General features: G+C 44.8%; 24 protein-coding genes and 2 pseudogenes. 21 read left to right on the top strand and 5 right to left on the bottom strand.

Annotated elements, in window-relative coordinates; genetic code table 11:
* Positions 1 to 138: 138 nt before the first annotated feature.
* Positions 139 to 369, bottom strand: coding sequence for a DNA-binding protein (locus tag ACO0KY_RS17775; protein WP_423048291.1), 231 nt, complete (start codon positions 367 to 369; stop codon positions 139 to 141).
* 75 nt (positions 370 to 444) lie between these two features.
* Between ACO0KY_RS17775 and ACO0KY_RS17780 the strand changes: the two genes are divergently transcribed.
* Positions 445 to 861, top strand: a complete 417-nt coding sequence (locus ACO0KY_RS17780) for a helix-turn-helix domain-containing protein (RefSeq protein WP_423048293.1) — start codon at positions 445 to 447, stop codon at positions 859 to 861.
* Positions 862 to 869: 8 nt separating this feature from the next.
* Positions 870 to 1,535, top strand: coding sequence for a hypothetical protein (locus tag ACO0KY_RS17785; RefSeq protein ID WP_423048295.1), 666 nt, complete (start codon positions 870 to 872; stop codon positions 1,533 to 1,535).
* Positions 1,536 to 1,589: 54 nt separating this feature from the next.
* Here the strand turns inward: ACO0KY_RS17785 and ACO0KY_RS17790 are convergent, their stop codons facing one another.
* Complete coding sequence (locus tag ACO0KY_RS17790) at positions 1,590 to 2,288, bottom strand: IS6 family transposase (RefSeq protein ID WP_423048297.1); 699 nt, start codon at positions 2,286 to 2,288, stop codon at positions 1,590 to 1,592.
* Between the two features lie 941 nt (positions 2,289 to 3,229).
* On the opposite strand from ACO0KY_RS17790, the gene ACO0KY_RS17795 reads away from it, so the two are divergent.
* From ACO0KY_RS17795 to ACO0KY_RS17885, 19 genes and pseudogenes are all read left to right on the top strand, one after another.
* On the top strand, positions 3,230 to 5,569 hold the full coding sequence (locus ACO0KY_RS17795; protein WP_423048299.1) for a DUF6531 domain-containing protein: 2,340 nt from the start codon (positions 3,230 to 3,232) through the stop codon (positions 5,567 to 5,569).
* Positions 5,566 to 7,035 carry a hypothetical protein gene (locus tag ACO0KY_RS17800; RefSeq protein WP_423048301.1) on the top strand — a complete coding sequence of 490 codons (1,470 nt, stop codon included), beginning with the start codon at positions 5,566 to 5,568 and terminating at the stop codon, positions 7,033 to 7,035. Before ACO0KY_RS17795 ends, ACO0KY_RS17800 begins: the two co-directional genes overlap by 4 nt.
* Positions 7,036 to 7,108: 73 nt before the next feature.
* Positions 7,109 to 9,460 carry an RHS repeat-associated core domain-containing protein gene (locus ACO0KY_RS17805; RefSeq protein WP_423048303.1) on the top strand — a complete coding sequence of 784 codons (2,352 nt, stop codon included), beginning with the start codon at positions 7,109 to 7,111 and terminating at the stop codon, positions 9,458 to 9,460.
* A 54-nt stretch (positions 9,461 to 9,514) separates the two neighbouring features.
* Positions 9,515 to 9,919 (top strand): DUF4279 domain-containing protein, encoded by a 405-nt coding sequence (locus tag ACO0KY_RS17810; RefSeq protein WP_423048305.1) that lies wholly within the window; start codon positions 9,515 to 9,517, stop codon positions 9,917 to 9,919.
* Between the two features lie 326 nt (positions 9,920 to 10,245).
* Positions 10,246 to 10,689, top strand: a complete 444-nt coding sequence (locus ACO0KY_RS17815; protein WP_423048307.1) for a hypothetical protein — start codon at positions 10,246 to 10,248, stop codon at positions 10,687 to 10,689.
* Positions 10,690 to 10,780: 91 nt separating this feature from the next.
* Complete coding sequence (locus ACO0KY_RS17820; protein WP_423048309.1) at positions 10,781 to 11,050, top strand: hypothetical protein; 270 nt, start codon at positions 10,781 to 10,783, stop codon at positions 11,048 to 11,050.
* Positions 10,974 to 11,615: pseudogene (locus ACO0KY_RS17825) on the top strand (IS3 family transposase); the annotation flags it as partial. The gene ACO0KY_RS17820 and the pseudogene ACO0KY_RS17825, both read left to right, overlap by 77 nt.
* A 544-nt stretch (positions 11,616 to 12,159) precedes the next feature.
* On the top strand, positions 12,160 to 12,606 hold the full coding sequence (gene gspG / locus ACO0KY_RS17830; RefSeq protein ID WP_423048311.1) for a type II secretion system major pseudopilin GspG: 447 nt from the start codon (positions 12,160 to 12,162) through the stop codon (positions 12,604 to 12,606).
* Between the two features lie 31 nt (positions 12,607 to 12,637).
* The gene (locus ACO0KY_RS17835; RefSeq protein WP_423048313.1) at positions 12,638 to 13,846 is read left to right on the top strand and encodes a type II secretion system F family protein; all 1,209 of its coding nucleotides are present in this window, start codon (positions 12,638 to 12,640) and stop codon (positions 13,844 to 13,846) included.
* Positions 13,843 to 15,549, top strand: a complete 1,707-nt coding sequence (locus ACO0KY_RS17840) for a GspE/PulE family protein (protein ID WP_423048315.1) — start codon at positions 13,843 to 13,845, stop codon at positions 15,547 to 15,549. The genes ACO0KY_RS17835 and ACO0KY_RS17840 overlap by 4 nt, the downstream gene beginning before the upstream one ends.
* Positions 15,515 to 16,345, top strand: a complete 831-nt coding sequence (locus ACO0KY_RS17845; RefSeq protein ID WP_423048317.1) for a hypothetical protein — start codon at positions 15,515 to 15,517, stop codon at positions 16,343 to 16,345. The genes ACO0KY_RS17840 and ACO0KY_RS17845 overlap by 35 nt, the downstream gene beginning before the upstream one ends.
* 19 nt (positions 16,346 to 16,364) lie before the next feature.
* On the top strand, positions 16,365 to 16,910 hold the full coding sequence (locus ACO0KY_RS17850; protein ID WP_423048319.1) for a PilN domain-containing protein: 546 nt from the start codon (positions 16,365 to 16,367) through the stop codon (positions 16,908 to 16,910).
* Between the two features lie 9 nt (positions 16,911 to 16,919).
* Positions 16,920 to 17,498 carry a hypothetical protein gene (locus tag ACO0KY_RS17855; protein WP_423048321.1) on the top strand — a complete coding sequence of 193 codons (579 nt, stop codon included), beginning with the start codon at positions 16,920 to 16,922 and terminating at the stop codon, positions 17,496 to 17,498.
* Between the two features lie 19 nt (positions 17,499 to 17,517).
* Entirely contained in the window at positions 17,518 to 18,033 is a 516-nt protein-coding gene (locus ACO0KY_RS17860; RefSeq protein ID WP_423048323.1) for a hypothetical protein, read from the top strand.
* A 134-nt stretch (positions 18,034 to 18,167) separates the two neighbouring features.
* Positions 18,168 to 20,378, top strand: coding sequence for a secretin N-terminal domain-containing protein (locus tag ACO0KY_RS17865; RefSeq protein WP_423048325.1), 2,211 nt, complete (start codon positions 18,168 to 18,170; stop codon positions 20,376 to 20,378).
* Positions 20,379 to 20,398: 20 nt separating this feature from the next.
* On the top strand, positions 20,399 to 20,875 hold the full coding sequence (locus tag ACO0KY_RS17870) for a type II secretion system protein (RefSeq protein ID WP_423048327.1): 477 nt from the start codon (positions 20,399 to 20,401) through the stop codon (positions 20,873 to 20,875).
* Between the two features lie 66 nt (positions 20,876 to 20,941).
* The gene (locus ACO0KY_RS17875; RefSeq protein ID WP_423048329.1) at positions 20,942 to 21,313 is read left to right on the top strand and encodes a type II secretion system protein; all 372 of its coding nucleotides are present in this window, start codon (positions 20,942 to 20,944) and stop codon (positions 21,311 to 21,313) included.
* Between the two features lie 9 nt (positions 21,314 to 21,322).
* Entirely contained in the window at positions 21,323 to 21,823 is a 501-nt protein-coding gene (locus tag ACO0KY_RS17880; protein WP_423048331.1) for a type II secretion system protein, read from the top strand.
* Positions 21,824 to 21,829: 6 nt separating this feature from the next.
* A pseudogene (locus ACO0KY_RS17885) lies at positions 21,830 to 21,955 on the top strand (IS3 family transposase); the annotation flags it as partial.
* Positions 21,956 to 22,050: 95 nt separating this feature from the next.
* Here the strand turns inward: ACO0KY_RS17885 and ACO0KY_RS17890 are convergent.
* From ACO0KY_RS17890 to ACO0KY_RS17900, 3 genes are read right to left on the bottom strand one after another with little or no spacing between them, the layout of a single operon-like run.
* On the bottom strand, positions 22,051 to 23,943 hold the full coding sequence (locus ACO0KY_RS17890; protein ID WP_423048333.1) for a hypothetical protein: 1,893 nt from the start codon (positions 23,941 to 23,943) through the stop codon (positions 22,051 to 22,053).
* Positions 23,944 to 24,438: an ABC-three component system middle component 2 gene (locus ACO0KY_RS17895; protein ID WP_423048335.1), complete on the bottom strand. Its 495-nt coding sequence runs from the start codon at positions 24,436 to 24,438 to the stop codon at positions 23,944 to 23,946. It lies immediately after the preceding gene.
* Positions 24,426 to 25,496 carry an ABC-three component system protein gene (locus ACO0KY_RS17900; RefSeq protein WP_423048337.1) on the bottom strand — a complete coding sequence of 357 codons (1,071 nt, stop codon included), beginning with the start codon at positions 25,494 to 25,496 and terminating at the stop codon, positions 24,426 to 24,428. The genes ACO0KY_RS17895 and ACO0KY_RS17900 overlap by 13 nt, the downstream gene beginning before the upstream one ends.
* Between the last annotated feature and the right edge of the window lie 353 nt (positions 25,497 to 25,849).

Here is a 25,849-nt window from a genome sequence, read left to right on the forward strand (position 1 = left end):
TACTTAACGTACCACACGTAGGTATATTCTATCTACTCGACGCCACTCAGCCTTTTTGGAGAGTGGCGTTTTCTATTTTTGACTCATTTTTCTTCCTTTGTTTTAAGATTGTTGTTGATAACTGCTATCTGAATAGGACTATTCAATTTTTTGTTTTATCCCCAGTTTTACTGCAATTCTATGGCTTTCGCCACGAAGAGCCTTGCTCTTTCCGTTCAAGATTTTATAAACTAGTTGCAAATTGAAATCATTTTGACGTGCCCATTCCGCAATGCTTTCGCCGCGAGCGGCAAAGTTGTTTTTTGTGCTACTAATAATTTCAGGGTCAAGATCACGCATGGTGAAAGTAATGTATCCAAATGGTTTCATTTGATCCGTATCGTATACTAAATTTTCTATTTAGTATACAATGTTACTATTTCTTATTTAATATTCTTAATATCTATGCGCTTACTAAATAATAGTAATTCTGTCGGATCTAGATTAAAGAGTGAGCGCGAACGTTTGGGGCTGACCCAAGCAGGATTTGCGAAAAAAATTGAAGTCGGGAGACTTTCTGTTATGCGATACGAAATCGGCGACAGATGCCCAAACGCTGATTATTTAATTGAATGTGAAAAGATTGGGGTGGACATTTATTTCGTTCTTTCAGGCAGCAAATCCGAGGAAAAAATTGATTTTCAGTGTATGCGGAAAGCAGTGGGATTAATGTTGGAAATGATTAGGGATCTTGGTGACAGTGCAGACGCAAGAGTGATGACAACAGCATTAATTCACTTCTATCGATCGATCCTAAATGATCAGAGCCAACGAAATATTGAAGCAGAAAGTAAAAGGATTGTTTTAACGTCGATTGATTGATGGTGAATATGAATATACTTGAACGCATAAAGAATAAAAAAGAATCATTCTTGATATCAATTGTGAGCTTGAGAATATCACTCCCCACAATGAAAGTTGGAAAATCTGAAGAAATTGGACTTTATCGAGCAGTAATGTATTCACCTAACGCGTTGGACTACGTCGTCAATCCAATGAAATCGTTGAAGTTTCTCTACTGGAAAAATCGTTACAGTTTAATTTTTCCTGCCGGCGAACAAAGCGATGTTTACGATTGGACGTCAACCAAATTGATAGCGGCTTATACTTCATTAAAGTTTGGACGAGAATTAAATAAGTTAGTTACCGCGAAGTTAATTTGGTTAATGCTTGAAGGAAAATTCAAAGAACAACAGATAAAAAAAATTCTAAGCGATGCAAACTTATATGTTAATAAAAACGGGAATATCGAAGTTCGTTTAATCAGTCCACCTCAAAAGATCGCAGCATTAAGTGTTTTTGTATTTTTTTTGTTGGTTGCAATTTTTTGCGTTTATTCATTAGCCATTTTCTTGCTGAGCGATAGATGTACTCCTACCTGCGCTATTACCGGAGCGACTGAATTGTTGCTGATTTCGACTATTTTTATTTGGTCCGGGGAAAAAATTGGGTTTCGAAACAAGAAAATTTGGTGTCTTTACGATTCATTGAACTGATTAATGATGCATTGCAAAGAAATAAAATGTAGTAGTTTAAGCCGTTACGACTTTTTATATTATCGCTGGACGGACTACGCCTGCCAATGCATAAAACTGGTCTGCAATTGACATGTACTCACATCCGACCAGATTCAGTTGTCCTTTGCGTAGCATATGCATAAGCTCAATTCCCGCCAAAATATTTCTGGCTGCACGAAATGACTTGAACCCAAGCATCGGACGCGTCACACGCTTGATCCCACGATGATCTTGCTCAATCATATTATTGAGATATTTGACCTGCCGTACAATAATGCTCAGTCCTTTGTCTTCGATGATCTGATCAATCGCTGCTTTATTTGCACCGCTCTTATCCATGGCGATCTTTCCTGGCAAGCCATTGAGAAGCATGGCTTTGTCGAAGAAGCGCATGGCAGCAGTTTTATCGCGTTTAGCAGTTAAAAGAACATCGACGGTTTGTCCCTCTTTGTCGACGGCACGATACAAGTATTTCCATTGTCCATTGATCTTGATATAGGTTTCATCCATTCTCCAGCTGCTACCAACAGGGCGTTTATATTTTCTGAATGTTTTCTCGATCAGAGGCAGAAACCGGATTGCCCAGCGGTTGATGGAGGAATGATCAACAAAGGCGCCACGTTCTTGCATCATCTCTTCGAGATGTCGGTAGCTGAGTGGGTAAGCTGCATACCAACGAATACAGGCGGATATAATTTCTAATGGAAATCGCATTCGTTTCGTATCAAGCATGGCTGAGCATCAATTTTAAAAAGGTGCTGAGCATAACCGATTTCGCTTTTAAAAAGTTAATGCGACGGAACCAAAATAAGTACTCGGTTTAATATAAGTACAACAGTCATTGAATGGATTTAATCGTCTAGCTTCCGTACACGTTTCTGAGAATTTTTTGCTTGTAATGTCGAATTTCTGAAATTTTGAAAAATATAAATTAAAGCATGTTTAAAAAGTAATTTATTTTATTGCTATTTAATGTATCAGTAAAGTATTATTGCATCTCAAACAATGACAAATTTTGTTGTAATGTTTAATGTGATGTTCATATCGTATCTTTTTTTGCTTTCTCTTTAATGGGAATGCCCGGTAGTTAGACGACTTTGAATCATTGTATTCTTAGAATTTAAACTTTCTACTAAATCAACTTAAGTATGCTGAGTCGATTGAGTATCGTCGATTCGACTGGTCTAGTTTGTCTTGATGGTTGTATTACATTTAAATATGGCATCAATTCTTTATATAACAATTGCTCCTGACTTGTCTGTTTGGTGCTCAGATCTGCTGTGATATGTTTCAATGCTAATTTAACAACAGCATCAACTATAGCTTAGACAGGGCAACCGTGTTCAAGAAACCGTGACAGACGCCAGCGGCACCCCGAGCCGTCAGGTCAGTCGTATCTATGACACGCTCAACCATCTCCGGCAAGTCACTGGTGCAGCACAATGAACAGACCACAATTAGAGATCAGACTTCAGTCGACATGTACACCATAGCCCTGATTTATTAATTAATTTGAATTTATTTCGTCTCTTTAGAATGTATTTATGTATTATTTTTTAAAAAAAATATCGACACTAATAGTAATTTTGTTAGTTTCAAATTGCTGCTATGCACAAACTATCATTTGGAACGATAAGTACGCAAGTCCACTGGAAGCGTGTGAAGCAGCAAACATGGGCCCAAACGGACCTGTCCGTCGTGAAGTTACAGCAACCGTCAATGTATATTATCCTGCATGGTATGATTGTTCTGGTTTGCTTGATATTCCAAAGGATTTTAGACAAGGCTACGCGACGGCTTTTCCTAGGTCATGTGATGCACCTTGGCATTTCTTTGGAAGTGAACACACTTGCGTCTACCAGACACCGCAACCGGCTCCACCTGAGCCGCCACCATGTCCGCCATGTAAATCCGGAGCAGAAGAGCAACCGAGCGTGGGTAACCCAATTATCGTTGCCACTGGCGCTAAGATTCAAACTGAAGCCGATTACCGGAACAGCAGTCCTTTAAGACTACTACGAACCTATGACAGCAATCCGGCTAAAGTCGGTGCGATAGACTTACATCCCTTCGGTCGACGCTGGGGCCACAATTTTGAATCTAGCTTACGGGCCGAAACTTCTATAGCCTTAAATACTACACGTTCCGTTTGCTGGCAGCGCTCTGATACTCAAGCTATCTGGTGTGAGAACGCCACCAAAGTCCTTGACCCTGCCACTATCCCTGACGCGGTCTCCGTCACCATAGGTGCCGGCAATAAAGCCTTCTTCAAACGCAATGGCACGAACTGGCAAAGCGATCTCATTAACAGTGACCGTTTAACGTCGATCTGGAGCAGTAACCAGAGTGCCATTACCGGCTGGACTTTAACGACCTCTGGTGGCGACGAAATTTGGCAGTATGATGCCAGTGGTCGTTTGATTTCTGTGACCGAACGTAGTGGCATTAATTTTAAACTGACCTACAGCAATGGTATTACCAACGATACCAAAGTAGGACGCCTGCCGGTAGATGCCCCCGTGTGTACACAAGTACTACAAACGAGTGCAGCAGTCACGGTGGGGCAATTACTCTGTGTCACCGATAACTGGGGACATCAACTACAAATGAGCTACGACAGTGCAGGTCGCATCACTACTGTTGTTGATCCGGCAGGAGGCAAGTTTCAATATGCCTATGACGGTATCAGCGGTGGCTGTACAGGGACTGGCACGGGTCCCACCGCCAGCTTGGCATGCTCAGCCAACAACCTGACATCTGTCACTTATCCGGATGGAAGTCAGCGGGTGTACTACTACAACGAACTCGCTAAAATTAACAACGGCCAAGCCTGCCATGGTAATAATGTGGCTGCAGGACTCGGCTCACTCGTCAATGCCTTAACTGGCATTGTGGATGAGAATGGCAAAGCCTATGCGAGCTGGAACTATGATTGCCAGGGCAGGGCGACCTCCTCAGAACACGCCGGGGGAGTAGAAAAAGTTACCCTGACCTATAACCCTGCACAAGCAGATGGATCAACCACCGTGCAAGTCACCAAGTTATTAGGAACGTCCACATCACCCCAGTCTACTTCCACCAATTACCAGTTCAAACCGGTGTTGAACACTATCCTCAATTCGGGCATGGATCAACCCTGCGCAGATTGCAATAACCTCGCGCAGCGCAGCTACGACGCGAACGGCAACGTCTCAAGCAGCACCGACTTTAACGGCATCGTCACCACCTACAGCTACGACCTGAGCCGCAACTTAGAAACCAGTCATACCGAAGCCTCAGGCACAGCCCTGGCGAGAACGACAACGACTTCGTGGCATCCAAGTTTCCGCTTGCCAGTACAAATCAACGAACCCTTGTTGCGCACTGTATTCACCTACGACAGCAACGGTAACGTCTTAACTAAAACTCAGCAAACGACCACCGATACTAATGGTAGTCAAGGCGCAGCAGCAACGGTGACCGGCGCCCCCCGCGTCTGGAGCTACACCTATAACAACGTCGGTCAAGTATTGACGGCCACCGGTCCACGTACCGACGTTGCTGATGTCACTACCTATGCCTATGACACCCAGGGTAATCTCACCAGCGTCACCAATGCGGCAGGACATGTCACCACCATGACCAACTATGATGCCCACGGCCATGTTGGTACCATCACCGACCCGAATGGTGTTGTGACTAACTTGACTTATGCCCCACGTGGCTGGCTGCTCAGTCGTAGCACCAGTGCCGATGGCATCACAGAAACCACTACCTACACCTATGACGGCGTAGGGCAGATGACCCAGGTAACTTTGCCGGACAATAGCCAGGTGCACTACACCTACGATGATGCGCATCGCCTGGTGCGCATCACCGATAACGTTGGCAACAGCATCAACTACAGCTTAGACAACATGGGCAACCGTGTTCAAGAAACCGTGACAGACGCCAGCGGCACCCTGAGCCGTCAGGTCAGCCGCATCTATGACACACTCAATCACCTCCAGCAAGTTACTGGAGCAGCACAATGAACAGACCACAATTAAAGATCAGCCTTCAGTTGACAACCCTGGCTTATGTGATCGCCCTGGCAATGGGCAGCATCAGTAGCAGCGTACAGGCACAGACAGTAACACCAACGCCGCCACCTTCTGTTCCTGTGCAAAACAGTACCTATCAATACGAATATGATGCACTGGGTAATGTGACTAAGATCACCAACCCTTTAAAAGCACAGACCGTACAAAGCTACGATGCACTGGGTCGTTTGCAAACACAGACCGATGCCAATAACCAGGTCACCAGCTATGGCTATGATGGCCAACATCACCTCATTAAAGTCACTGACGCACGCCAGTTGTCGACCCTCTACAGTATTGATGGTTTGGGAAATCAACTCGGTTTAACCAGCCCCGATACCGGTACCAGTAGCACCACGGTCGATATTGCCGGTAACGTACTGACATCCACCGACGCCAAAGGACAAACGACCCGTTATACCTATGACGTCTTAAACCGCGTCACTAGCATTACCTATAGTGATGGGCAAGTAACGAACTACACTTACGATCAGGGGAATAATGCCAAAGGTCGCCTGACCCAAATACAAGACGCCAGCGGCAATATTCAACTCAGTTATGACAGCCGTGGCCGACTTCTGAGCGAAACCCGCACCCTTAGCAATAATGGGAACCCCATCGTATCGACCACCAGCTACCAGTACGACATTCAGGGGCAACTGACACAGCTCACCTACCCGAACGGAAGACAGATTCGCTACACACGAGACAGCCTTGGCCACATCACTCAGATTGATACCAGCAAAGATGGCATCACCGCCACCGTGTTAAGCAAAGTGACCTATCGCCCCTTCGGTGGCGTACAAAGCTACCTCAATAGTGCAGGGCAAGCCTATAACCGTGGCTTTGATCTCGATGGTCGCATTACCAGCTACACCCTTAATAACCAGGTACAAGCCATAAGCTACGATGCCGCTAGTCGTATTATTGCCATCAACGAAGTCAATAACACCGCACGTCAGGCCAGCTACGGCTATGACAGCGTTGACCGTCTCACCAGCTATCTGACCCCGCAAAGTAATCAAAACTTTAGCTACGATGCCGTTGGTAACCGTCAAAGTAAAACCACCGGATCGACCACTACCAACTACAGCTATAGTAACACCAGCAATCGCTTAACCCAGATTGCCGGTAGTCAGACCACGAGCATTCAGATGGATGCCAATGGCAGTACTACCAATAACGGCAATGCACAAATGAACTACGATGCCCGTGGCCGTCTGGTCTCAGTCACGACCGCCGCTGCGACCATCAGCTACCGCATCAATGCCTATGGTCAGCGCGTACAAAAGAGCAGTCCGAATGGCAACACCCTGTATCACTACGATCAGCGTGGCCGCCTCATCAGTGAGCATAGTGGACAAAGCGATGTGGACTACGTCTACCTCGACGACATACCGGTTGCCGTGCTGAAGTAATTCACACACAGCACACAAACCGTCCACACATAGACACCATCACTGATGACAAGACAGAATAGAAGGTAAAAGAATGAAGCACGAACTTTCAGCACTTCGCGCACCTAAAAATTTATGGCGCATGAGTGCCCTGAGTGCAGCCGTACTCCTGGGCGCTCTTTGCACTCAGGCGCAAGCACAAAGCCAACCCAATCAACCGCAGACAACAACCAGCGGCAGCGTCTTTAACGCTTTCGCCAATGGCAGTATTACCCTCGGTGACCAAGTCAATACCCAGGCCTATTGCAACTTTGGGTTTGTAGACAGTCCAACACTGAACGTCAGCGCAGCAGGATTCTTAGGTAGTACCCAATGTAATAACATCGATAGCAAAAACCCAGGCAATGCACCAACCAAAGTCAGTGCCAGTGGCAATCCTGTCGCCCGCTTACCGCTCGCAGCGTTCCAGACGACCAGTAGCCCACTCAACGTCAACTTTGCTAATAGCTTACAAGTCATCGTCAACGATGGCAGTACTCAGCAACAGATCAGCGGTAATGGCCAAGTCAGTGCCAATAGTTTGGGACAAAGCCTGCTCATCAGCAAACAAGGCAATGTCGTTACCATTCCTGCAGGTGACTATGCAAGTGTCAGTCTCCAGATCAATGGTATCCTGCACTTCCAGGCGGGGGCGAATGGAACACGGATTCAACAACTCAATTTAGCCAACTGCAATGGCATGAGCATGGAGTTTGAACCGGGTGATTACTACATCAACCAGGCAAGCATCCAGACTAGTTGCCACTTAAAAGTAACACCAGCAACAAGCAGTGGTAACAGCAATACCGTCAGCAACAGTACCAGCGTCAACTTGCACTTTAACAGCAGCTTCACGCTCAATTCTGGCCCCACTTGCTGGAATATGAGTGATGGCACCTGCAACGCCACTATTGGTGCGACAGAAATCCAGGCTCAACACCCGGAACGACTCAAACTCTACCTGCATAAGGGTGACTTCATCACCTACCAAGGCGCTAAGGTTGCTGCAGGCATTTATGCCGATCAGGGTGATATTAAATTCGTCGGCGCTGGTAACTCAGCCTTCATTGGCGAGGCCTGGGCGAACCATGTCACTACCGCCAACGGTGGCCCAACTGCATATGCTTACCGCCAGGTCTTCACCACGAGTGGCGGCGGTGGCAATAACAACCCACCACCGAGCATCAGCATCACACCGGTGGCACCCAATGTTACCTTCGTGGCACCCGCCAGCATCACTGTGAGCCTCAACGCCAGTGCGGTCGGAGCAGGCAATAGCATCACCAAAGTCGACCTGTATCAGGGCAGCACCTTAGTGGGCACCACAAGCAGTCCTACTGCACCGAACAGCAACACCTACAGCATCACCTGGAACAAAGTACCCGCCAACAGCTACATCCTCACCGCTGTGGCCACCGACAGCACAGGCCATACAACTACCAGTGCACCGATGAGCATCAACGTCATCAACAACATGCCACCGGTCGTGAGCCTCACTGCCAGTCCGGCCAATGCTGTCGCACCAGCGACGATACTGCTCAATGCGACCGCCAGTGATCCGGATGGCAGCGTTGCTAAAGTTGACTTCTACAATGGCAGCAACCTCATCACCAGCATTGCCCAAGCACCCTACAACACCCCATGGTCAAATGTAGCGGCAGGAACCTACAGCGTCACAGCCAAAGCAACGGATAATTTAGGAGCAAGCACAACCAGTACCCCTATCACCGTCACGGTAGCCAGCGGCACAGCAAAGATCTATGATATCCAGACGGATCAAATCAATACACCGCGGGTAATCACGGACAGCACAGGCAATGTCGTATGGAGATGGGATAGCACACCGTTTGGAGAGAGCTTGCCGGATCAGAATCCGGGTCATACGGGAACAGCGAACGACTTTACGTTTAATTTGAGATTCGCGGGTCAGTACTATGATCAGGAGACGAATCTGCACTATAACTATTTTAGGGATTATGATCCGGCAACGGGGCGGTACATCCAAAGTGATCCGATTGGCTTGGGTGGGGGGATTAATACTTATGCGTATGTTGAGGGGAATCCAGTTACTTTCTTTGATCCACGCGGTTTGCACAAAGGTGATAAGTGGTACGGTCGAAACAACCGTGAATTTCAGCGGTGGTTTCATAATCCTCAGTGCTGGAAACAACCGGGTAACGCAGATGCGGACCAGGAAGAAATCGAGGAAGCCTATGCTGAATGGGTAAGCCGTGGCAGTCCGAAGGGAGGTAAATGCGATAACATGCCTCCGCCTCCGCCCGCTCCTGCTGCACCGATCTGCGGTGAAGATTGCAAACAAAAAGTTCTAAAGCCTGTCAAAGATCCTATCACTGGTTTAATGATTTTAACGTTAGTGTGTTTGTTTTTGTTCACTCCTCAATGGTAGCTATGAGTATAAAAAATAGTTAACTTTAGCGGCAAGATAATCAGGATATGAAAAATGCATAAGTACACGATAGAGCTGAGCTTCTATGGGGACCAGTTGGATCCGTCTGAGATTTCAGCTTGCTTGAATTTGCAGCCAAGCGGTAGCCTGAGTCAATCGCAAATCCAGGCAATCAAAAGGAAGCGACGCCCGTATTGGGGATTCAATGGACAAGGGGAGGTTGGATTCCAGCCTGAGTGGACATGTCTGGAGGATGGCTTTGAATTTCTTCTAAAAATTCTGAATCCCAGAAAGTCTGAAATCGTTGCGCTTGCCCATCAGTTTGATGGCCTTTGGTGGTGCGGTCATTTCCAAGCCAGCTTTGATGGTGGCCCTACACTGTCTCCGGATTTACTGGTTGAGATAGGTAGCTACGGAATTCCCCTTACCATCGACAATTATTTTTCCGACGGAATGTAAAGCAACTGCGACTCGTGCTCAGGCTCAAGCTCAAGCATATGCTTGGGCAGGAATATCGGAGGGGGGGGCGCCAACTCCATGGATTAACTTTAATCCACCCGGTGGACCAGACTTTAGAAAGACTCCAGTTTGGGCAGATTTCATGCGACGTTATTATCCTCCGAACTTTGGCGCGAATGGCGAAAGTGGGGGTTTGGAGGAGCATCCATTTGGTCACCCGGATATTCCTGGTGGGCAGAATCATGATTGCCCCCATTTCGTGGCCACCAATTCCGCCGGGGCCAAAAAGAGTTCCCATTTAAACCAGGTTCATAAAGAGGGTGTAAATGTCAAACGTTGACGACAATGGATATTGGTCAAAAGACTTAATGCTTAGAGATGCATACCCGGAAATAGTGCCAAAAATAGCTGAAAATCTCGCGAGACGAGGACTTGAACGCGTTGCTGATCAGATCAAAGATATACTAGTTCCATATCAGGTACCAAATGGAGCATCAGGTGAATTCTCGTTCATGGCATATTCGGTTCCGAGATTGACGCCTGAGGAGCGTCAGTTGATGGCGCTGAAAGAAGCAGAAACCATTATGTTAGATGATCTTGGAATTAGGATTGATGTGGATGACTTTGGTAAGATCGCTTGGTTTTACATCAAAAATATGCCTGAAATGTATGAGCTATTTCAGCGTAGTTTATCCTTTGACGCGATGATCAAACTACGCGACTCAGTTCCGCGCAACGAAGGGCCGACCGAGCCGATGCGGAAAGACTAAAGCAAAGCGGGGCGGAAAAATACCCCCGCCCGCTACGTGTTTGCGGTCGCTAAAAAAAGTCGGTCGGGAAAATCTCCCCATCGGCTTTTTAATGGAAAAAACTTCAAAAGCGGCTTGGTATGACGCACATACGGCCTGCGGTTGTTTGGGAGCACTCAACGTCAGTGCCAGGGCAATCCTGTCGCCCGCTTACCGCTCGCAGCGTTCCAGACGACCAGTAACTCTGCCTTCATCGGCGAGGCCTGGGCGAACCATGTCACTACCGCCAACGGTGGCCCAACTTCCTCTCGGAAAAGGTCGTGCAGCGTTTGATGAAGCAAGAACGCTTGATCGTCGCCAAGGTCAAGCGACGCCGTTATAGTTCCTACCTGGGAGAAATCTGCCCTGCACCAGAGAATGTAATCAATCGCGATTTCCGTGCCGCAGTCCCCAATGAGAAGTGGCTCACCGACATCACGGAATTTCAAATCCCGGCCGGCAAGGTATATCTATCGCCGATGATTGATTGCTTCGATGGCATGGTCATCAGTTGGTCAATCGGCACGAGTCCAGACGCAAAGCTTGTCAACACGATGTTGGATGCCGCCATCGAGACGGTGGCCAAGAGCAACGACCGGCCCATCGTTCACTCTGATCGTGGGGCTCATTATCGCTGGCCTGGGTGGCTATCGCGGATCAGCGATGCAAAGTTGATTCGTTCGATGTCGCGTAAAGCGTGCTCGCCTGATAATGCGGCATGCGAAGGATTCTTCGGGCGGCTGAAAACGGAAATGTTCTATCTTAGGGAATGGCAAGCGACTACCATTGAGCAGTTTATTCAGGTACTTGACTCATACATTCGTTGGTACAACGAAAAACGGATTAAAATTTCCCTTGGCTCTCGCAGTCCACTAGAATATCGCGAGAGTCTCGGGTTAACGACATAAATCAGTTCAAGTTTTTATCCGCACCCCCTGTTGGTCAATATTCGGTGCGCGTCAACACCATACCAGCCCAAGCGAGGAGGCAATACCATTACAAATCGCGTGAGCTTCTTCAGCTGAACCAGCAATTTGATAAATAAGTTCACTAGCGGAAGCATACTGAGGAACTAGAAACCATGAGTTCAACATGCACAAAATTAACAAAAACTTACGAAATTTAACCATGGGTATTTTTTCAAAAAATTAGAAGGCAATATTATTTAAAAAATTGCACCGTAGTGTGCGCTAAAAGCACATTAGTATTCAAAAACGCACTTTAACAATTTCCAAAATTTCAGATTAAGATCTGGCTTACAAAACAGGGATACATTTCGATAAGATTTTTCTTGCCATTTTAGTCACAAAATTTTTCAAGCGATTTTTTAGAAACATTAAGGAATAATTAGCTACTTTTCAAAATGATATAATACGCTATTGATACATTAAGTAGCATAATAAATATGCTTTTTAACCACTCTTTAACTTTAAATTAATTTTTCTTAATCGCATGATTCTCGCATCTCTTAAAAAAAAATCGTGCCAACTGTCATCTCGAAAATCACAAGGCTTCACACTTTTAGAGCTTTTAGTAGTAGTGGTGATCATTGGGCTGTTAGCATCCTATGTGGGTCCCAAATACTTCTCTCAGATCGGAAAATCAGAAGTGGCAGTTGCCAGGGCGCAAATTACGGCATTAGATAAAGCACTTGAAACGTACAGAATTGACATGGGTCGCCTACCGACAACCGAAGAAGGACTATCGGTATTGAGACAAAACTCAACATCGAATCCAAAGTGGAATGGACCTTACTTGAACAAAGATATTCCATTGGATCCTTGGGGAAACGCATACCAGTATTACGCCCCCGGAAAAGCTAAGGACTTTGACATCATCTCTCTAGGTAAGGATGGACAACCGGGTGGTACGGGCGAAAACGCCGACATCAGCAACTGATCAACCACTGTAAATCTTTCCTGCAAAAAGCATGCAATTTAAAGTCAGGGCTTTAACCAAAGATCAGTACGTGGTTATCGAAACCATCAATGCGGTCGACGAAACACAAGCACGCCAAGAAATTAAATCGCGCGGTTGGTTTGTGTCGTCTATACAAAAGGAGGCTGATAATCGCTTTCCTTCACTGACTGGCAGAGCTCTTAACAAATGGAAATCGACGTTTTCCCTACTTCTGTTTAGTAAGGAACTATTGGCATTACTACAAGCAGGTCTCACCATCGTTGAATCGCTGGAAGCGCTGGTAGAAAAAGAAAAGAATGAGCAAACACAAAATATTTTGATGACGTTGCTCGCAGGTGTAAGGGAGGGGAAACGGTTTTCTCAAACCCTACATGACCAACCTACTATTTTTACGGCACTTTTTATTGGCATTATTCAAGCCTCCGAAAGAACAAGTAGCTTGCCTTCTTCGCTTTCCCGATTCATACAATATCAAGAGCGAATTGATATCATTAAAAACAAAATCGTGAGCGCTATGATTTACCCAACCATTTTGCTTGCGGTTGGAGGTAGTGTCACAATCTTTCTGATGACATATGTCGTTCCCAAATTCGCGGACGTCTATAAAGGAACCGGTAGAGAAATGCCTTGGTCGTCTCAGCTATTGTTGGACTGGGGAAATTTTGTAGCTCAACATAGCTCAACATTAATCGTGTCACTGCTGGGACTCGTGATAATTGGGGCATTTTACTTACATAGATCATGGAAAAATGGCGAATTCATGGAACTGGTTCGCAATCTTCCTGGGCTTAGTGAGTCCTTTCATATCTACTATCTTTCACGCCTGTATCTGACTCTAGGTATGTTGCTCGATGGAGGGATTCCTATTGTCACAGCATTGACTACCGTTGAAAAAATGCTCACCTCCACCATGAAGCAAAATCTACATAGAGCGCTGCAGGCTATCGAATCTGGTATCTCGTTATCTGATGCATTTGAAAACAATCAATTGACCACACCTATTTCGCAACGTTTGCTACGAGTTGGAGAGCGTACTGGTGAACTTGGAAAAATGCTGACTGAATCGGCAAACTTTTATGAAGGTGAAATAAGCCGTTGGATAGATCGCTTTATCCGTGGGTTCGAGCCATTACTCATGGCTGCAATAGGTTTAATTGTAGGGACAATTGTCGTCTTGTTGTATATGCCGATTTTTAATCTTGCAGATGGGTTTTCATGATAGCGACATCAAGTATTGAGACTAGCACATCACCCCCTAAGAAACTCAGCAATACGATTTACGAGCAAGCTAGAGCGCAATCTGCTAAGTTAGGTGTATCAATTTGGAATGCTCTCTCGGAAATAACCGAGCTCGACGCCAGAGCATTGAATGCTGAAGTGGCCTCTTATTTAGGTATGCCGTCGCTAGACACTCCGAGGATGTTACAGTACGTTCCTGCATTTGATGTACTGCCTCTTAGCAAAGCGATGCAGCGGCAATGCGTGATTCTACGCGACGCCAATGGTGTCCTTTCGGCAATCATCTCAGACCCCTTCGATACTGACATTTACGTTTGGCTCCAAAATATAGCGAGTCAGCCAATAGAATTTGGGCTGTCGTTAAAGTCAGACATTCAGGCCTATTTATCAAAACAAGAAGAATCAGTCAGAGCGACTGATGGGATTATCAGCAGTTCTTCGCAAGAAAAACGTGAAAACAAGGCGGCAACGAAACTGTCATTCGAGTCAGTTTCGGAACTCTCCAGCCCTGCAGTCAAGCTTGTCAATGCGACTTTATATGACGCGTTGAAAGCAGGTGCATCTGACATTCATCTTGAATCCACTGCCACAGGTTTAACAGTCAAATACCGGATTGATGGCGTGCTAGATCACATTACAGCGCTATCGGGAAATACGGACGCAGAACAAGTCATTTCCCGACTAAAAGTCCTCGCAGAGTTAGATATTTCCGAAAGACGCGTACCTCAAGACGGCAGTTTCAGCGTCGAAGTGAACGAGCGTGAAATTGACTTACGTTTATCTATTATGCCAAGCATACATGGCGAAGATGCGGTCATTCGTATTCTCGACAAACGAGCAATGATCGAAGCCTATGGCGCACTCAATCTTGAGTCTCTGGGATTCGACACGCCGTCATTGGTAACGCTAAGAGCCTTGACCGAAGAAGCGTACGGGATGTTATTGGTAACGGGTCCAACAGGATCGGGTAAAACCACGACCCTCTACGCAGCACTATCCGAAATCAATACAGGGCGAGAAAAGATTATCACCATTGAAGATCCCGTTGAATATCAACTCCCAGGCATATTACAAATACCTGTCAATGAGAAAAAAGGACTGACGTTTGCAAAAGGTTTGCGCTCTATATTGCGGCACGATCCCGATAAAATCATGGTAGGCGAAATCAGAGATAAAGAAACCGCGGAGATTGCTGTTCAATCCGCGTTGACAGGGCACATCGTATTGACCACTGTCCACGCTAACAATGTCTTTGATGTTTTTGGTCGATTTACCCATATGGGTATTGACCCCTATGCATTTGTATCCGCACTCAATGGTATATGGGCGCAACGTCTGGTTCGTTTAAATTGCCCTCACTGTTCTATTGATGACACCATGACCAGCGAGAGATTGTCGCGTGTCAATTTATGCTTTGAAAATGTGAAAGATTTTCATTTTCGTCGTGGCGTCGGTTGTGGCGATTGCCGTGGCACAGGGTACAAAGGGCGACGTGCTATTGCTGAAATTTTGACTCTAACAGATGAAATGCGCGAATTTATTATTGAGAAGAAACCGATCCGTCAAATCAAGGAACTGGCAAAAAAGAACGGGACTCATACGTTGCGGGAAGTGGCTCTTGAATTGGCAAAAAAAGGAATGACGACACTTGAAGAAATCAAAAGGGTTACTCTTCATGCTTAAGCTTTTATTCCCTCTAACTGAATGTCGGATAACGCGCCACGGTATTTACATCAACAAAAAGCTACAGGCCCGGCTAACGAAAAAGGTAGCGGAGGGGCCACTCTATTTTCCCTATGATCTAGATTTTTCAAAAAATGGTTTTGAAGCAATTTGGGAAAAGGCAATTACTGGGATTAAAGCAAGCCCTAAATTTTTGGAAATGACCGTATCTGATTATTGGTTACGGTATTTTGTATTTACTCCGCCGAACACGGCGAGTTCTCTAGATGACATGCGAGGCTTCGCATCGATGCGATTTGAGACACTGTTTAACCAAGCCAGTGAAGATTGGGTGCTACGCAGCGACTGGTCAACGACGGGTAGTTCTTTGGTATGCGCTATACCAAGGCACTTGATCGATCAAATACAGGCATCAACCAAGATGCGTCGGCAATGTATCACATCTCTCCAACCAAACTTTATTAAAGAATGGAATAAGTGGAAAAACACCATCAAAGATGGGACATGGTTTGCCGTATGTGAAAGTACGGGTTTAGTTGTCGCTGTAGCCCAGTTTGGCTCAATCGTGAATTTATTATCAGTCCCGTATGGCGCCGAAAAGAACGGCCAGTGGTTAATCAATCAATTAATTAGGTTTTCTGTTTTAGCTCGGTCTGCGCTTCCAGAACAACTAGAAATCGTCGGAGAGGTTCCTACCCATTGGAATTTAAAAAAGATAATGACAAACCAATTAGGTGACAAATATTCATTGTCACTGGTTAATACTGCGATGAATGATCACAAATCGCAACAATAAAAATGCACGGTATATATACATGCGAGAACTAAACATCGATTTTGCGCCAAAAACACTTTGCCATCAATTGCTCAACATCAGCATCATTACAATAATGTTGGTGGTGGCATTGACGCTAATCTTTGGTACTTTTCTCGAGCACTATCTCGCACTTGAAGGTCGAAAGTCCGTTATCGAATCAGAGATCCACAACACCACAGCATTGCGATTTAACTTGTTAAAAGAGATGACCCCCTCTGCACCGACACCTATTCCAGATGCAAAAAAGCTCACCATCAACCATGCCATCGCGAAACTCAATATGCCATGGTCTGATCTATTTGATCAGTTGGAACATGCGACATCACCGAACGTCGCGCTATTAAGTATTTTGCCAAACGCTGAAAAGTTCCAAATTAAAGGCGTAGCTGAAACGAAAACTACGGACGATATGATTGATTACATCGAAAGACTAAAAAAAGAAACGTTCTTTACGAATGTCATGATTGAAAAGCATGAAGTCAATGAACAAGATATTAATCATCCGATCCGATTTCAATTTTCCGCTCAATGGCGTCCACAATAAAATATCGACATGGGCAATCATTACAAGATAAGAGCAGCGCTTTATTTACGATCCAATGCGTTTTGGAACGTATTGCTGTTTCTACTTATCATCGTAACAATCTTCGGATGGGGTTGTTTGATTCCATTGGAAATGGCAAAAATAGATCGTGCAGACGTCTCTTTAAAAAATGCTCAACAAGAATTGATTCGTGCTAAAAACTCAAAGAAAATAGTTCGATTATCGCCAGACGAAGTAAATTTAAATAAATTCAATGATAATTTAGGTCAAAAAAAATATGTTGAACAACAGCTAAAGACCATTCTTGCTTTAGCACAGGATGCGCAATTATTAGTTAATAGTGGCGACTATAAATTCGACCATGATCCTGTAGGTGGCTTTTTTATTTATCACATGCAGTTTCCTATCAAAGGCACATATAAACAGATCAGACAGTTTTCTGAACAAGTCTTACTGATGATTCCTTACGCTTCATTGGAAGAAATCACTTTCAAACGCGATGCCATTGGAAGTCCGTTACTAGAAGCAAAGCTGGCGTTTAATATTTACGTGACAGATATTTCACGCAAGAGAGATGACATTGAATAAGCGCATTGGAATTCTGATCGTGGGTTTATGTATTTCAGGTGGATTTGCTTTTTTTGGAAATAAAGCACCGGACAGCAACGTTGCGGAACCCGTCATTAGAAAAGCAATCCCGAGCAATACGCAAAAGCGGCGTGACTCGAATATGCCGACAGCAATTCAAAATGAAGGTACCAAATACCTCTCACGGGGAATTACTGAACTCATTGACAGGAAAACTTTAATCACCTCGTCGCCTGGTGACTCGTCATTGCTATTTGTTTCTCAAAACTGGAATCCACCTCCGCCAAAGCCAGCTAAGCCCGCACCGCCTCCGCCACCGGTGGCACCACCGCTCCCTTTTCAATATTTGGGCAAGAAATCTGAAGACGGTGTGGTTGAAGTTTATTTGGGCAGCGGAGATAAAAGCTATGTTGTTCAAAAAGGCGCAGTTATTAATGGCCTGTATAAAGTGGAGTCGATTGCACCACCGATAATGACAATGACTTATCTACCTTTGAATCAGTTACAAACAATTCAAATTGGCAGTCTCGAATAAAAATAAAGATATCCGAAAAAAGCCACATCATGCATAAAAAAACTAACACTCGCTCACAAAGACTTATCATCATACTTTTTGCTTGCCTACTCTGCAGCTGTGCGGGACAAAAGGCTTTTCGTGATGGCAATGACTTGCTTTCCCAAAATAAATTTGAAGATGGCCTGAGTAAATTGAAATCCGCGATGATCCAGGCACCAGACAATCTGGAGTATCGCAAAACCTATTTAAGCAATGCTGAAAAAATTGCTTATACCCTCAATGCACAAGCAGACGCAGCAATTAAAAGTGGCGACTATAATTTCGCAAAAAGTAATTTCTTGCGCGTCATCAACATTGATCCTGAAAACGATTTTGCAAAGCTAGGCCTGACTAAGTTAGATCAACTTGAACGGCATCCTGACATACTGGCCAATGCACAAAGCGCATTTGAACAAAAAAACTTAAATGAAGCTAACCGCCTGGTCAAAAAAATACTCTCAGAAAATCCCGACAACGATGCTGCAAACAAGTTAGCACATCAAATTGCACATCTCAACGATTTGGAGCCACAAATTTCGAACAATACAGTTAGCCTTAAAAAGCCGATTAGTATTGAATTTAAAGATGCGACGATCCGGCAAATTTTTGAGGTAATTTCGCGTACGTCTGGTATCAACTTTCTGTTTGACAAAGAAATCAAAACTGACCAACGCGCATCTATTTTTCTTCGCAATAGCACAATTGATTCGGCTATCCATTTCCTATTGATAACGAACCAATTGGAAAGGCAGATTCTTGATGACAATACAATGCTGATCTATCCAAGTACCCCAGGCAAACAAAAGGAATATCAAGAAATGCTCGTCAAAAGCTTTTTCTTGACGAATGCGGACGCAAAAAAGGTCGAGAACACCCTGAGAACTATTCTCAAAACAAAGGACATTATCGTTGATGAAAAGCTCAATATGCTGATCGTTCGTGATACTTCTGATGCTATTAAATTGGCTGAAAAACTCGTCGCTTTGCATGATGTACCAGAGCCTGAAGTGATGTTAGAAGTAGAAGTACTGGAAATCAAAAGAACGCGACTAATGGAATTGGGTGTCCAATGGCCAAATAGCCTGAGTCTAACTCCTCTGCCGACAGTTGCTGGAGGAACACTCACACTGCAAGACCTTCGTTCTAATTTACATAGTTCGACAATCGGTGCAACCATCGGGCCAGTAACCGCCAAAGCCAGAAGAGAAACTGGCGACGCTAATTTGTTGGCAAATCCTCGAATTCGCGCAAAAAATCATGAAAAAGCAAAAATTCTTATCGGCGAACGTGTGCCTAATATTTCAACGACTGCCACTTCTACTGGATTTATTTCAGAGTCAATTAATTATATTGACGTAGGCTTAAAGTTAGAAGTTGAACCAACTGTTTACCTTGACAACGATGTAGGTATTAAAGTGGCATTAGAAGTCAGCAGCGTCACAGATCAGTTAAAAACACAATCAGGGACTGTCGCATACCATATCGGAACCAGAACCGCGAGCACTACTCTGCGATTAAAGAATGGCGAGACGCAGGTGTTAGCTGGACTAATTAATAACGAAGAACGAAATTCTGCAACTAAGGTCCCAGGAGTAGGTGAAATTCCACTACTGGGCCGACTATTTGGCAGCCAATTAGATGATAACCAAAAGACAGAAATTGTTCTCTCTATCACTCCACATCTGATTCGAAATATTCAGCAACCGGATGGAATGAAGTCTGAGTTTAATTCAGGCACAGAGACCAATTTTAAAGCACACCCTGACTTTATCGAAACCTCAGGGAAAGGGAATAACTCTGTTATTGCACCCAATTCAGTTGGCTCAGCGCAAACTGGACAAGTAAGTTCAAATCAGACTTTTGCCAATTCAATCAACGGCATGTCACCAAGCAATGCTCAAACGGCCGCTGACATCGCTAAATTAGAATGGCAAGGGCCAAAGTTTGTCAAAATCGGAGACGTATTTTCTGTGCAGTTATTGATGCAATCGGGCCAGCCTGTCAAGCATACTGACTTGATCATTGGCTTTGATAGTCAAGCTCTGCAAGCAGTGAGTGTCAACGAAGGAATCTTCATGAAGCAAGGTGGTGTACAAACCAGTTTCGTTAATCAGATTGATCCCAAAGGTCAGATTTCGCTCTCTAACGGCCGTGCACAAGGGGCAGCAAGTAATCTGGGGAATTTAGTCACATTTAATTTTCGGGCTCTTGCAGTGACAAATAGCACTCCCATACAGATAATCAATATAAAGCACACCAGTGGCTCAGGACAAGCATTGCCATCGTCTCAATTGGCGCCGATGAATATAGAAATTCACCCATAGTCTGCTTACGCAAAGTAACAATGAACAAAAAAAATCGCGGCTTTACACTCATTGAGTTGCTAATGACCTTAGCCATACTCGGTTTATTAGCGACGATAACGCTTCCCGTCTCGCAACTTATTCAACAACGAAATAAAGAGCGAGAATTACGGACTGCGCTCATTGAGATAAGAACTGCCATAGATGCCTACAAACATGCGAGTGACGATGGCCGGATTGCTAAATCAATGGGAGAAACGGGATACCCGCCTAATTTAGAAGTTCTGACTAGCGGTGTCATCGATCAGCGCGACCCGATGCGGCGAAAGATATTCTTTCTACGTCGTCTACCACGTAATCCACTAGCGCTTCCACAAGCGCAAGATGAAATTAACTCATGGGGCCTTCGCAGTTACACCAGTGAAGCAAATGATCCCAAGGAAGGGGATGACGTTTATGACGTTTACGTCGATAGCGATCAATTGGGTCTGAACGGAATCGCATACCGATATTGGTAATCGGCGTTGAAAACAAAATTATCCTTCAATGGACTCTAAACAAAGAACCTTTTATTGAAACATCGCATGAAAAAATCCGGCTTTACTCTTATTGAATTATTGGTCGTACTCGCCATTTTAGCACTCTTGACGACATTGACCTTGCCGAGATATTTTCAAAGCATAGACCGCAGTAAGCGAGTCGTTCTCGTTGAAAACTTACGTACGACGAGAGAAGGAATAGACAAGTTCTTTGCGGACACAGGGCGTTATCCAGAGTCGTTGTCAGAATTAGTTGATCGTCGATACCTAAAATCAATTCCGTACGACCCCGTCACTGAAAGTACAACGACTTGGCAATTAGTAGCGCCAGAAAGCAACCAACAAGGCCATATTTATGATTTGCATAGTGGCGCGCCAGGTAAAGGTCAGAATGGTATTCTGTACGGTTCGTTATAAGAGATACCAATGGTGACGAAACAACTTCAACATGAAATAAGGTACACGCACATTAAATGTGCAGAAGGCGGCCTTGCTTATTTAGGCTTAGTGATTCTGCTCGCCATACTGGCAATTTGTGCGTCTGCGACGCTGGTAGTCGCATCATTAGAACAGCAACGTACCGCGGAAAATGAACTTCTTTTTGTGGGTCTAGAATTTCAGACCGCATTTAAGAGTTACGCAAACACCGCACCACCTGGGTCTTCACGCTTTCCGAGTCATCTTGAAGATTTATTAAAAGATCCAAGAACCCCACAAATACGTCGGCATCTCAGGAAAATTTATATCGACCCGATGACAAAGCAAGCTGACTGGGCGACCATCAAATCAGAAGATGGCAAATATATTGTTGGCGTTCATAGCATCTCAGAAAAACGACCAATTAAAATTGCGAATTTCCCGATTGAACTGGGTAGATTTGAAAACGCCAAATCTTATCGAGACTGGGCGTTTCGTCTTAAATTTTAAATCTTTACCATTGAGCAGTTTATTCAGGTACTTGACTCATACATTCGTTGGTACAACGAAAAACGGATTAAAATTTCCCTTGGCTCTCGCAGTCCACTAGAATATCGCGAGAGTCTCGGGTTAACGACATAAATCAGTCCAAGTTTTTATCCGCACCCCCCGATGGTCAATATTCGGTGCGCGTCAACAGACAATGCTATGACTACTCGTGAATTCGAGCAAGTGCGTTACGCATCCCGAAACAGTGGTTCGACACTCTTCAAATAGAATCCAGCACGACCTTGGTCATTTCGTCGCGTAAACTGTATGGGTTTTAGCACTTCCGCAGTCTCAGCTGAAATTTTCTCGTTTTCTAATAGAATGATTTGACCAGGGCCAGCCCATCCCGCAAGCCATGCGTAAAAATTGTCTTTCACAGCTGCCAGCGGAACATCCCCTATGCTCTTGTCGCTCTCAGATGGATCTTGGTCTGCATATGCTTTGAGAGGGGAGTCGATAACCACAACTCCTAGATGTGGGAATCCACATTTCAATGAGTGACGCATCAAAGCTATTGTCAGGGCTGTCAAGAATAAACCTCGCTTTCCTGCACCGTAGCTCAAACGCTCTCGCTCATTTATGTATAGATCGCATTCATCAGTATCTAGGCGAACGGAGGTGATATCCTTAAACCCCCAATCGATGAGCATTGACTTTGCATGGCTCGCCACTTCGGCAGCCGCATTGCCGCCGTCACGACTGATTGGTGCTGTTTTCTTTTGTTTCGAACTCTTGAGTTTCTCTATCTCGATATGAAGGCGTTCTACTTCATCAAATAGATTAAGAATGGCTGATAGTTCACTTCGGCGCATGGCCAATGTCTTTGGATCACCTTCAAACTCGATACGTGCACCTTTTAGCTGACGTTCTTCTTGGTGCTCCAATTCATCGAGTGTTTGGATAAATTCACGGACATTCCTTTCGATGGCTTGCAAGCGAACCCGTTCATGCTCCAATGAATTCAAAAGTCCAGACCGAAGAGCACGAATTTTGTTCGCTTCCGCAGCTACAGCAATTCGATATTTATCTGTAGCTTTTGCATTTGGTTGTCCGTTCAATACGTTTTGTTCAATCTCAGTCCCGCAAAGTGGGCAAGGCGCTTTATGCAATGCCTGGAAGTATGCTACACCTTCATCTATTGCGTTAAGTCGATTTAGGTCACTGTCATATTTTTCGAACAGTAGTTCGAAGCGTTCAAGCATAGACGCTGAATGTTTCATTCGAGCCGACTCAGTTGCTAATGCCTCTGTTTTATCAACGATCTGTTGACGTATAGCTTTTAGACTATGAGCACGCAACTCATACTGCTTGGTCATTTCATTCAATATCTGATCGACTCTTTCTAATGCTTCGACTGTTTCTTTCCTATCCGTATTAGTAGGTATGCCTGCGAGCGCACGTCGTATGCCGTCTTCTGCAGAACTAAGCGCGCCTGCAGCGCGATCTTGCTCAGCCTTAGATTTAGTCAATGCAATTGAAGAGTCATCGGTTCCAGTTAGAAAAAGATGAAAAGCTGCGGTTCTCTGTGGTCTTTCCGTGTGGCTAGAACCGCTGGTTGGAGATTCACTGATAATGGTAGGTTGTGAAAGTAAGAACCAATGACGAAGGTCGGTTCCTGTAACATCCCCCATCTTACTCTTGGATCGAAGGATCTTCTTACCTGAGGCTCCAGCTAGTTTCACCATCAACTCAGAAAGGTCCACGTCTAGTGGTTTCCAGTCATGAAGATTAAATAGCGGATCGCTATCCTCACTTTGTGAAGACAGTTGATCAGGTGTTGAAGTACTATCGGAAATTGCCACTCGCTTATAGATTGTCGATGAGCCTCCTGCTAAAGCACGCTGGACGATATAGGCTTCATCATCAAAATGAAACTCTAAGGCAATGGTTTGGTAGCCATCTGCTTCCGGCACGTACTTTGGAACTTTTTCCCCGCCCAAGAGATACCATAAGCAATCACGAATGTATGATTTACCCGTATCGCTTGGGCCTCGAATCAAGCAATTGTTCGAGGCAAATGTTATGCCTGCCGTTGGACGATCGATGCCTTGAGCAATCAGTTTTTTCAATACTACTGCCATCTATTGAGCCTTATCTTCAGAACCTTCAATTTCCGCACCCCAACGGTGCCCCATCTCATTAAACTCCTGTGTCAAGCTTATTGAATCAATTTGAGCGAATCGTTCGGCCGCCCATCGGCAACGTTCAGTAAGCTGCATGAAATAGGGAGCAGATGCGGATCCGACCAGAGCTAATGCATTGGGACCCGCGACGTAACTGATTCCTTGGGAATCTAGTCGTGCGTCCACCAGTCCTCGAGTACTCATTAAATGCAAACCCTCTTCGATAAGAGCGCGCCTACTAAGCATTTCATTTCCCCTATATGGAACTGGAGTGTGTAGGCTTTGAGGTCCCCCGAGGTCACCAGAATACACCGCTGCGTAGTCCAGTAATATAAGCTTTTGGAGGTCAACAGCGAGTGGTCGAATTGCACTTAGCAGATATACCATCCGTAAACCCAATTCAAATGGAGAATTGAAGACTGACACGTTAACTTCTTTATTCACTTGACCCACTTAATTCTCGATTCATTTACCAAATGATGGCAGGCTCCAGGAATGTCCCCACCGCGGAGTCGTGGATACAATCGACTGTCTGTAAATGGTAGTGCCGAAACACTTGATAACGTTGCATCCAAGCGCTCAAGTCCAGTCTTATGGCGTGGGCTGGAAGCAGCGCGTTTCGCACTTGGGTAAATCATTTCCAATAGTCGGCCAAATTCATCTTCAGGAAATAAATCACGGCTAAAGCGTTTTAGACCTTCGGCACAGTAGAATTCGGCACGACAGGATGCAAAGTGGTCAGCATAGTTCTTTGAGGTAACGACATCGGAGACAGTTAAGGTGCAAGCTGAGTCTTCACCATAGGCTTTAACAAGTTCAGACACATACGACTGTTCATCAGCAGTTGGTGCTATCGGCACACCCGGATCATCACCTCTTTCGGGTTCTATGCCAAACATTTCGTAATGAGCCTTTGTGTCAGTCTCATGCCACTGAAGAAGTGTCCTGACTAACATCTCTCGAATTTTGGTGAAATCAAAGTTGTGAATAGTAACTAAAACGTCCGGTGTTAACCGTTTACTCTGGCCCTTTAATCCTGTCCTCTCTGCTTGCCAATCTTCAATTAAACGCTTTTTAAGTTCTATTGGCTTTTCGAGAAGATCGTGAAGATCGGGGCCAGCATTCTGCGGTGAACAAATGAAATAATAACGCGGAGCCGGATATGTTTTAATAGTCAAATGCTGAAAGAACTTGGCCAGCTCGGGAAAAAGATCAGACGGCGCCAACGGATTTTTATAGTGCTTTGCCTGGTACAAATCCCATTTTTCTGAAGCCAGCGAATCGACTAGTCTCGCTTCAATATCTCTTCCTGCGTCTCCAGCTCCTCCTAGTCGCTTAACTCTGATGTATTTCCTTTCCGGCTTCAGGTTTGCTACACAGCTGGACTCAATAAATTGCTCCCATTGACCTGGCGCAAGGTGCTGGACTTGCACTGAAGGCGGTAGGGCTCCAGTTCTGACAACAAGCTGGTTTACTCTGGCTTTTGTGGTTGACTGGGCTTTCGAGTGCATTGTAAAAAGAGAAATCTAATGTATTTGTCAATATTACATAAATGTAGGTTCATTGGGAATTGTTTTATTGAATTTGGTTTGCGTTGATAAGAAAAATTAAGGCGTAAATCCTCAGAACGTTACGTATGTAAGACAAATTCTGATACGCGTATTCAAAAGCGTCCTAATTCGCAAGCAGCGATTTGACAATGGCGACTAATACCTCAAGATATTATTTTTTTATAATATTTTTATTTGCCATCTCGAATTGTGTTGAAATCTTGATGAAATAAAAAATAAAACAGCCGCAGTAGGTGACTACTGCGGCTGTTTTATTTTAAGACAAGAAAGTGAAAGAAAATGTGATTATTTTT

It is taken from the genome of Undibacterium sp. Dicai25W, assembly GCF_049340505.1.
In the GTDB taxonomy this organism is placed as follows: domain Bacteria; phylum Pseudomonadota; class Gammaproteobacteria; order Burkholderiales; family Burkholderiaceae_D; genus Undibacterium; species Undibacterium jejuense.